At 71.4% G+C, this 8,549-nt stretch carries 5 protein-coding genes and 3 pseudogenes; 7 read left to right on the forward strand and 1 reads right to left on the reverse strand.

Features of this window, described 5'->3' with window-relative positions; genetic code table 11:
- Positions 1-194 precede the first annotated feature (194 nt).
- From ACZ5Y0_RS21875 to tal, 7 genes and pseudogenes are all read left to right on the forward strand, one after another.
- Positions 195-1,508, forward strand: a complete 1,314-nt coding sequence (locus tag ACZ5Y0_RS21875) for a PP2C family protein-serine/threonine phosphatase (RefSeq protein WP_469130352.1) — start codon at positions 195-197, stop codon at positions 1,506-1,508.
- The gene (locus ACZ5Y0_RS21880) at positions 1,505-1,861 is read left to right on the forward strand and encodes an STAS domain-containing protein (RefSeq protein ID WP_469130353.1); all 357 of its coding nucleotides are present in this window, start codon (positions 1,505-1,507) and stop codon (positions 1,859-1,861) included. The genes ACZ5Y0_RS21875 and ACZ5Y0_RS21880 overlap by 4 nt, the downstream gene beginning before the upstream one ends.
- 439 nt (positions 1,862-2,300) lie before the next feature.
- Entirely contained in the window at positions 2,301-2,702 is a 402-nt protein-coding gene (locus tag ACZ5Y0_RS21885) for an ATP-binding protein (RefSeq protein ID WP_469130354.1), read from the forward strand.
- Positions 2,703-2,784: 82 nt separating this feature from the next.
- Positions 2,785-2,937, forward strand: a complete 153-nt coding sequence (locus ACZ5Y0_RS21890; protein ID WP_469130355.1) for a hypothetical protein — start codon at positions 2,785-2,787, stop codon at positions 2,935-2,937.
- Positions 2,938-2,949: 12 nt separating this feature from the next.
- A pseudogene (locus ACZ5Y0_RS21895) lies at positions 2,950-3,204 on the forward strand (STAS domain-containing protein); the annotation flags it as partial.
- A gap of 972 nt (positions 3,205-4,176) precedes the next feature.
- On the forward strand, positions 4,177-6,387 hold the full coding sequence (tkt, locus tag ACZ5Y0_RS21900; protein WP_469130356.1) for a transketolase: 2,211 nt from the start codon (positions 4,177-4,179) through the stop codon (positions 6,385-6,387).
- A 224-nt stretch (positions 6,388-6,611) separates the two neighbouring features.
- Positions 6,612-7,742 (forward strand): annotated as a pseudogene (gene tal / locus ACZ5Y0_RS21905) (transaldolase); the annotation flags it as partial.
- A 717-nt stretch (positions 7,743-8,459) separates the two neighbouring features.
- On the opposite strand, the pseudogene ACZ5Y0_RS21910 reads toward tal, so the two are convergent.
- A pseudogene (locus tag ACZ5Y0_RS21910) lies at positions 8,460-8,549 on the reverse strand (RNA polymerase sigma factor SigF); the annotation flags it as partial.

Raw genomic sequence — 8,549 nt, forward strand, 5'->3', positions numbered from 1 at the left:
ACCGCGTCCTCGGCAGGGCGACGTACCCACCGGGCGGGCAGGCCGACGCGAACGGTGTCTGCCTGGCACTTTCCCGCCGGTACCGCAACCGTCCTGCCCACGTCGGGACCGATCGCTTCGTAGGATAGGCCGACCAGCCGGGGCAGCAGCACCGGGCACGACCCAGAGGGCGACTCACGCGGGGGACGGCGGCAATGACTTCGAGTGCGTCGGCACGCCTCCTCGACCTGTCCCCCGACGAGGACAGAGGCGTGTCCGTCCACCGGTACGCGCTGGCGGACACCTCCTCCGATCACGCTTTCGCCAGAATCGTCTCCCTGGCGGCCCGGATCTTCGACGCCCCCATGGCCGGCGTGGCGATCGTGGACGCCGACCGGGTGCGGCTCGGGGCCGCCCAGGGCGTGCCCCACGGGGCCGAGACGGTGGGCCTGCCGGGGCTGTCCCTCTCGGCCGTCCTGCAACCGCGTCCGTACGTGGTCACCGACGCCCTCACCGATCCGCGCACCGCGGATCACCCACTGGTATGTGGTGAACCCGGGATCCGGTTCCACGCCGCCGCGCCGATCACCACCGCCGACGGACAGCGTCTGGGTACCGTCAACGTGTGGGACACCCGCCCGCGCCGGCCCACCGGTGACCAGCTCGACGCTCTGCACGACCTGGCGGCCCTGGTCATGGAAGACCTCGATCTGCGTCTGTCCGCTCTGCGTACCGTGGCCGCCGAGCGCGCGCGGCGTGCCGACGCCGAACGTCTGGCCCGCACCCTGCAACGCACCCTGCTGCCCCCGGCCCTGCCCGCGGTGCCCGGCCTCCTCACGGCCGCCGCCTACCACACCGCCTCCCCGGACGAGGTCGGTGGCGACTTCTACGATCTGTTCCCGCTGGACGACGGCCGGTGGGCCTTCTTCATCGGCGACGTGTGCGGCAAGGGCGCCGGTGCCGCAGCCCTCACCTCCCTCACCCGCTACACCCTGCGGGCCGCCGCCATCTACGACCCGGACCCCTGCACCGTCCTGAGCAACCTCGACACCGTCCTCAAAGGGGAGCAACAAGGTGGCGCTCCCCGTCACTGCACCGCCCTGTTCGGCGTGTTGGAACCGGTCGGGGAACACTCCTTCACGATCACGCTGGCCGGTGGTGGCCATCCCCCCGCTCTCGTCCTTCGTGCCGACGGGACCGTGGAGCCGATCTCCACGATGGGCGGCCAGCTCATCGGCCTGCTGCCGGAGCCGCGGTTCGTGCCGGCCACCACCCGCCTCGGTCCGGGCGAGGCTTTGCTGCTGTACACCGACGGCCTGGTCGAGGCGCGCACACCCGACGGCGCCGTACTGGGCCAAGAACGTCTCATCAGGCATCTCACGACCACCGGCGGGTCGTCGGCCGACCAGTTGCTGCACACTGTGGACGGCCTCCTCGGCAGCCTGGGTCCGGGCGTCGGCGACGACACCGCCCTGCTCGCCCTGTCCGTACCCGTACCACCCGCATCACCCCCTCAGGAGAACCGGTGACCGAGCCCACCCTGACCGTCGGCCAGCAGATCCACGAGGCCGGCCCCGTCCTGCTGAAGGTGACGGGCGAACTCGACCATCACACCGCCCCGCAGCTCACCCGGGCGCTGGAGAGCATCCCTCTCGCGCCCAGCGCCCCCCTGGTGATCGACCTCTCCGGTCTCACGTACTGCGACTCCACGGGCATCACCGTGCTCGTCACCGCCTACCACCGCACCGGGGCCGCCGGCAGTTCCCTCAGCCTGGCCGGACTCAGCCACGATCTCACCCGCGTCTTCCAGACCGTCGGACTGGACCAGGTGTTCGTCCTCCACCCCACCACCGACGACGCTCTCGCCGCACTCCACCACTGACCTGCCGTGGCGTACCGCACCCGTACGGAGCGGCCGGGCGTCGGGACGGCACCGCCGCCGGGGCGGACCGGCATCGGCCGGGGCCTAATCTGTCGAGGCCATGGCCTACCGTCTTCGGGTATCGAGGTGCGACGCAGAGCAGGACGCCCGGTTCGATCTGTCCGCTTTCGGTCTCAGCGAGATAGCCCGGTGTGGTGTCCACCTGCGGAAAGAGGCCGGCGGGGCGGCGTGTCTCCACCGAGCGGCACGAGCGCCTGGTCACCGGCCTCGCCGCGCAGACCGCCGTGGCCCTTCAGAACGCGCAGACGTACCGCCACGAGCGGGAAGCGGCCATGGAGTTGCAGCGCCACCTGCTGCCGACTTGCCGCGCGTGGCGGGGATCGCCAGCACATCGCGGTACCTGCCCGCCACCCGTGACCGCGGCGTCGGCGGTGACCGGGTGGATCTCATACCGCTCGCGGACGGTGCGGTGGCGCTGGTCGTACGTGACTACGCCCCGGTCTCCGGGGCGGTCCCGGACGCACGCCGGCTGGTGTCGGAGGTCATGCGCGAGTGGGACCTCGCCCATCTGGTGAACGACATGATGCTGATCGCCGACGAGATGGTCGCCAACGCCGTACGCCACGCCAGGACACCGCTGCGCGTCGAGTTGCGGCGGGCCGGTGAACGCGTCGTCCTGGAGGTCACGGACAGCAGTCCCGAGGAACCTCGTCCGATCGTCTCCCATCCCGGGCAGTTCGGGCACCGGGGCATATTCTTGGTGGACGCCATCGCGACGCGCTGGGGCACCCGCGGGATCGACGGAGGAAAAGTGGTGTGGGCGGAGGTCAAGACCTCGTGATGAGCTGCCTCGATCCGCTGCCCGACCGGAACCGGGACGACCGGCCGGCCCGTTCGCCCCTCACACAGGAGAGCCGCCCCCGATGACCCCGTCCGGCCGCGAGGGGCACGAGCCCGCCGACACCCCACCATCGGCCGATCCCCACAGCCTGCTTCCCGCGGGCCCCACGCTGACCCTCGCCTCGCACCGCGGTCCACGACACGCGGTCGTCGCCGTGGACGGCCCCATCGACTAACACACCGCACCCCAACTGCTGGGGCACCTCGCCACCAAGGAGATGCAGGACGTCCCGGTGCTGATCCTCGATCTGACCCGTGTGGACTTCTGCGACTCCAGTGCTCTGGGCGCCTTCGTCGAGATCCACCGCCGCCGTTCGGACGCGGGGCGCCGTTTCGCGTTGACGGGTCTTCAACCGGAGGTCAGACGCATCCTGGAGCTCACCCGCCTGACATCCGTGCTGCCGGTGCGCGAGACGGTCGAAGACGCGCTTTCCGACAACTGACCTCCTGGCTCTGTGACAGCCGTCCGAGGACGGGTCGGAACAGCCCTGGCCGCCGCCGTCGCCCCGGAGCCGGAAATCTTTCCGCGCCGGTCGCCGCGACCGCCGTCGCCGCGGCTCTCCTCCTCGGCGGCGTCTGCGGTGTGAACCCGTCCCCCGTCCCCCCTCGGCGATCACGGGCACGAGCAGCCGGTGACTCTTGGCCGACACCCCGAACGGGTCTGCTCCCGGCCTTGCGGTCGGCCAGACACCTGTCTGATATGTCATGGTCAAGTACTGATGCGCTGTTTACTTCCGTACCCACGGGTACTCGGAGCGGGCAGGTTGATCTTCTGGCGGTGCCCCGCGGAGTGCATCAGGTGCTTCGCAGACACAAGAGGACCCAGACACATGGACACGAGGAGCCCGGTCGGCAACCCGGCCCACCGCGCGGGCGGTGACGCACCGCTGATTCCACCCGCAGGCTGTCCGCCGAGACGAAGTCGGCGCTGAAGACCACGGAGTCTTCGTCTACCTCGCCGCCGTCGTCGCGGTCCTGATCGCCTGCTGTACATCGTGATCCTGACCGTCGGATACACGATCAGCCGAGGACTGGCCAAATCCGGAAGTCGAGACCCCTACGACGGCAGCCGGGGAGCCCGCTCGCCAGGAAGCGGAGAACGGGGACGCGGGAACGCTGTCCCTCGGGACACGTCTCGCACACGGCCCGCCTGAGCCGGCACAGGGCAGGCGGGCCCTTGCCGGGCCGAACGGCCGGCACCACGGAGTGCTCGCCCGGCCGGATCCGGGCCGATTCTTCGTTGCGGGGCGTACCGGGGCCGACTCGGTTCCCGCGGCGTCCGCGAGGCGGTCGACGACGCCCCCGGAGCAGATCAGTGCCACTGGCCCCGTCCGGGTCGGAGCCGGAATCCGGCTCCGACCACGGGGCTCGTGGCCCGTAGGTTCACCCACCGGTTCGCGTGAGGAGCAATGGGCATGGCAAGTGAGCAGTCGGGCAGCCGGCGAAACAGGTCGGTACCGGTACCGGTGGCGGACCGGGTCGGTTGGGACGCGGTGGACGTGCGGGCCGTCGACACCGCGCGGCTGCTGGCGGCCGACGCGGTGCAGAAGGTCGGCAACGGCCATCCCGGAACGGCGATGAGCCTGGCCCCGCTGGCGTACCTGCTGTTCCAGAACGTGATGCGGCACGACCCGAGCGACGACCAGTGGCTGGGGCGGGACCGTTTCGTGCTCTCCTGCGGACACTCCAGCCTTACCCTCTACATCCAGCTCTACCTGTCCGGGTACGGGCTGGAGCTGTCCGACCTGGAGGCGTACCGGACCTGGGGCTCGGCCACTCCCGGCCACCCGGAGTACCGGCACACCCGCGGTGTGGAGATCACCACCGGCCCGCTGGGCCAGGGTCTGGCGAGCGCGGTGGGCATGGCGATGGCCGCCCGCCGCGAGCGCGGCCTGCTGGATCCCGACGCCGCGCCGGGCGACAGCCCCTTCGACCACCACGTCTACGTGGTCGCGTCGGACGGCGACATGATGGAGGGCGTCACCTCCGAGGCCGCCTCGCTGGCCGGCCACCAGGAGCTGGGCAACCTGATCACGTTCTACGACTCCAACCACATCTCCATCGAGGACGACACCGACGTCTCCTTCAGTGAGGACGTTCCCGCCCGGTACGCCGCCTACGGCTGGCACGTGCAGACCGTGGACTGGACCCGCACCGGCTCGTACGTCGAGGACGTCGACGCGGTGCTGGCCGCGATCGAGGAGGCCAGGCGCCAGACCGACCGCCCGTCGCTGATCATGCTGCGCACGCTGATCGGCTGGCCGGCTCCGAACAAGCAGAACACGGGCAAGGCGCACGGCTCGGCGCTCGGCGACGACGAGGTCGCCGCCACCAAGCGGGTGCTCGGCTTCGACCTGGAGCAGCTGTTCACCGTCGAGGACGACGTGTTGAGCCGGACCCGCGCGGTGGCCGGCCGGGGCCGCGAAGCGCACGCCGAGTGGGAGCGCGGTTTCGCGGCGTGGCGCGAGGCGAACCCGGACCGCGCCGCCCTGCTCGACCGGCTCCAGGCGCAGGAGATGCCCGATGGCTGGGCCGACGCGCTGCCGACGTTCCCGGCCGACCCGAAGGGCATGGCCACCCGCAAGGCGTCCGGCCAGGTCCTGACCGCGCTGGCGCCGGTGCTGCCGGAGCTGTGGGGCGGCTCGGCGGACCTGGCCGAGAGCAACAACACCACCATGAGCGGCGAGCCTTCCTTCGTTCCCGCCGACCGGCAGACCAAGGAGTGGAAGGGCGGCCCGTACGGCCGCACCCTGCACTTCGGTATCCGTGAGCACGCGATGGGCGCCATCCTCAACGGCATCGCCCTCCAGAGCCTGACCCGCCCCTACGGCGGCACGTTCCTGACGTTCTCCGACTACATGCGCCCCGCCGTACGGCTCGCCGCGCTGATGAAGCTGCCCGCCGTCTACGTCTGGACCCATGACTCCATCGGCCTGGGCGAGGACGGCCCCACCCACCAGCCCGTGGAACACCTGGCCGCCCTGCGTGCCATTCCCGGCCTCGACGTGGTGCGCCCCGCGGACGCGAACGAGACAGCCGCCTGCTGGCGTACCGTCCTGGAACACACGGACCGGCCCGCCGGGCTGGTCCTCACCCGGCAGAACTTGCCCGTCCTGGACCGCGACGGCGGAGAGTACGCCCCCGCGCGGGAGGCGGCCCGAGGCGGTTACGTCCTCGCCGACGCGGCGGACGGCGCCGCCCCGGACGTCATCCTGATCGCGACGGGCTCCGAGGTCCAGATCGCTCTGGACGCCCGTGAGCTGCTGACGGCCGACGGACTCGCGGTGCGCGTCGTGTCGATGCCCTGCCGGGAGTGGTTCGCCGCCCAGCCGCCTGCCTACCAGGACCAGGTGCTGCCGCCGGACGTGCGCGCCCGGGTCAGCGTCGAGGCCGCGGTCGGGCAGGGCTGGCGCGAGGTGGTCGGTGACGCCGGACGGATCGTGAGCCTGGAGCACTACGGCGCCTCCGCCGACTACCAGCGCCTGTACGCCGAGTTCGGCATCACGCCGCAGGCCGTCGCCGAAGCCGCCCGTGACAGCGTCCGCGACACCCGCCAGGCACCGCGTCCCGGCGGCCACCAGCGCACTTCCGCCCCCACCGACGGGGGCACCGGTGACCGGGGCTGACGGCCCGGCCCGATGTCCCGGGCCGGCGACGGTCCCCAGGAGACAGTCGGTGAGCAGCGAGGAAGTCGCCGCGCGTACCGCCGTCGGGCCGGCGTCACCTGTCCGGGAACCCGGCACACGGCGGCTGCCTCACGGTGGCCCGTGCAACTCGTCCCACGTCGTCGCCGCGTGGTCCGGACCGGCCCGCCGCCGACTTCGGTCCCCATATCCTCCCGGAGGTTCACATGTCCGCTGCCACCGCGTCCGATCCGCTCGCCGAACTGTCAGCCGCCGGGGTGTCGGTGTGGCTGGACGACCTGTCGCGTGAACTCCTCGCGGGCGGGGGGTTGGAGAAGCTGATCGCGGAGAAACACGTGGTGGGGGTGACGACGAACCCGACGATCTTCGCCTCCGCGCTGTCCAAGGGAGACCGCTACACGGAGCAGCTGCGCCGACTGCGCGGCGAGGGCAGGAGCGTCGACGAGGCCGTCTTCGCCGTCACCACCGACGACGTACGCGCCGGCTGCCGGACGTTCGGCCCGGTCCACCGGCGGACCGGCGGCCTGGACGGGCGGGTGTCGATCGAGGTCGACCCCCGACTGGCCAGGGATACCGACGCGACCATCGCGCAGGCACGCGACCTGTGGGCGACGGTCGGCGAACCGAACCTCTACGTCAAGATCCCAGCCACCCACGAGGGATTGCGGGCGATCACCGCCGTCATCGCCCAGGGGATCAGTGTGAATGTCACGCTGATCTTCTCGCTGGACCGCTACCGCGCGGTGATGGACGCCTATCTGACGGGCCTGGAGCAGGCCCGGGACGCCGGACACGACCTGGCCGGCATCCATTCGGTGGCTTCGTTCTTCGTCTCGCGGGTCGACACGGAGGTCGACCGGCGCCTCGACGCCATCGGCACCCCCGAGGCCCGCGCCCTCAAGGGCAAGGCCGCGATCGCCAACGCTCGACTGGCCCATCAGGCGTACGAGCGGATGACCGCCGAGCCGCGTTGGCGGAGTCTGGCCGCGGCGGGTGCCCTTCCGCAGCGTCCCCTGTGGGCATCCACCGGTGTCAAGGACCCGGCGTACCCCGACACCATGTACGTCAGCGAACTCGTGATCGCGGGCACCGTCAACACCATGCCCGGCACCACACTCGCCGCGTTCGCCGACCACGGCGTCGTCCAGGCCCGCACACCGGCGTCCGGCGACTACACCGAGGCTGCCGCCCACTTCCAGGCGCTGGGCCGCGTCGGCGTCGACTTCGCGGATGTCACCGACACCCTCGAACGTGAGGGACTGGCCAAGTTCGAGAAGAGCTGGGCGGAACTCGGCAGCACCGTGGGCCGCGAGATGCTCTCCGCGGCCCACGAGGAGGAAGACGGCGCCGGACAGGCGGCGAACGCGAACACCGCGTCGACGGCGAAGGGGCCCTCGGAGAGCGCCGAGCTGCTGGCGATCTACCTCAACGATCACCTGTCGGGCGCGACCGCGGGCCTGGAACTCTTCCGGCGGGCCGCGCAGGCCCAGCAGGGCCACCAGGAGAACACCTCGCTGGTCGAACTGGCCAAGCAGGCCGAGCAGGACCGGGACTCCCTGGTACAGATCATGGCCGACCTCGACGTGGCCACCGCCCACTCGAAGATCGCCCTCGGCTGGCTCGCCGAGAAGGCCGGCCGCCTCAAGCCCAACGGCCACCTCTTCTCCCGGTCCCCCCTCAGCGACGTCCTGGAACTGGAGTCCATGCGCCTGGCCGTGGAGGGGAAAGCAGGCTGCTGGCGCCTCCTGCGCGCCCTGGCGGAAACCGACGATCGGCTCTACGCCGAACACCTGGACTCCCTCCTGGAACGCGCGGACCGCCAGAGCGTGATGCTCGAGGAGATGCGCCTCGCGGCCGCCCGCCGAGTCTTCCGTGCCGCGCAGGACCCCGCACGACCCTCCGCGTGAACGCGGGAACCGGCTGCGACCCGGAGGGCCGCAGCCGGTTCCTGTCGGACGTGCCCCTCCGCACGGCTCGGCTCGGCTCAGGGGACCCGCATCCCCGCCCGCCGGGTCACCGGTGCTTCGTACCGTGGGCGGGGCGGGTGGTGGCCGTCAGGCGGTGCTGAGCATGCCTTCGCGCAGGTGGGCCAGGAGACGGGAGATCAGCCGGGAGACGTGCATCTGGGAGACGCCGAGGCGTTC

It is taken from the genome of Streptomyces sp. NPDC033216 (genome assembly GCF_055577115.1).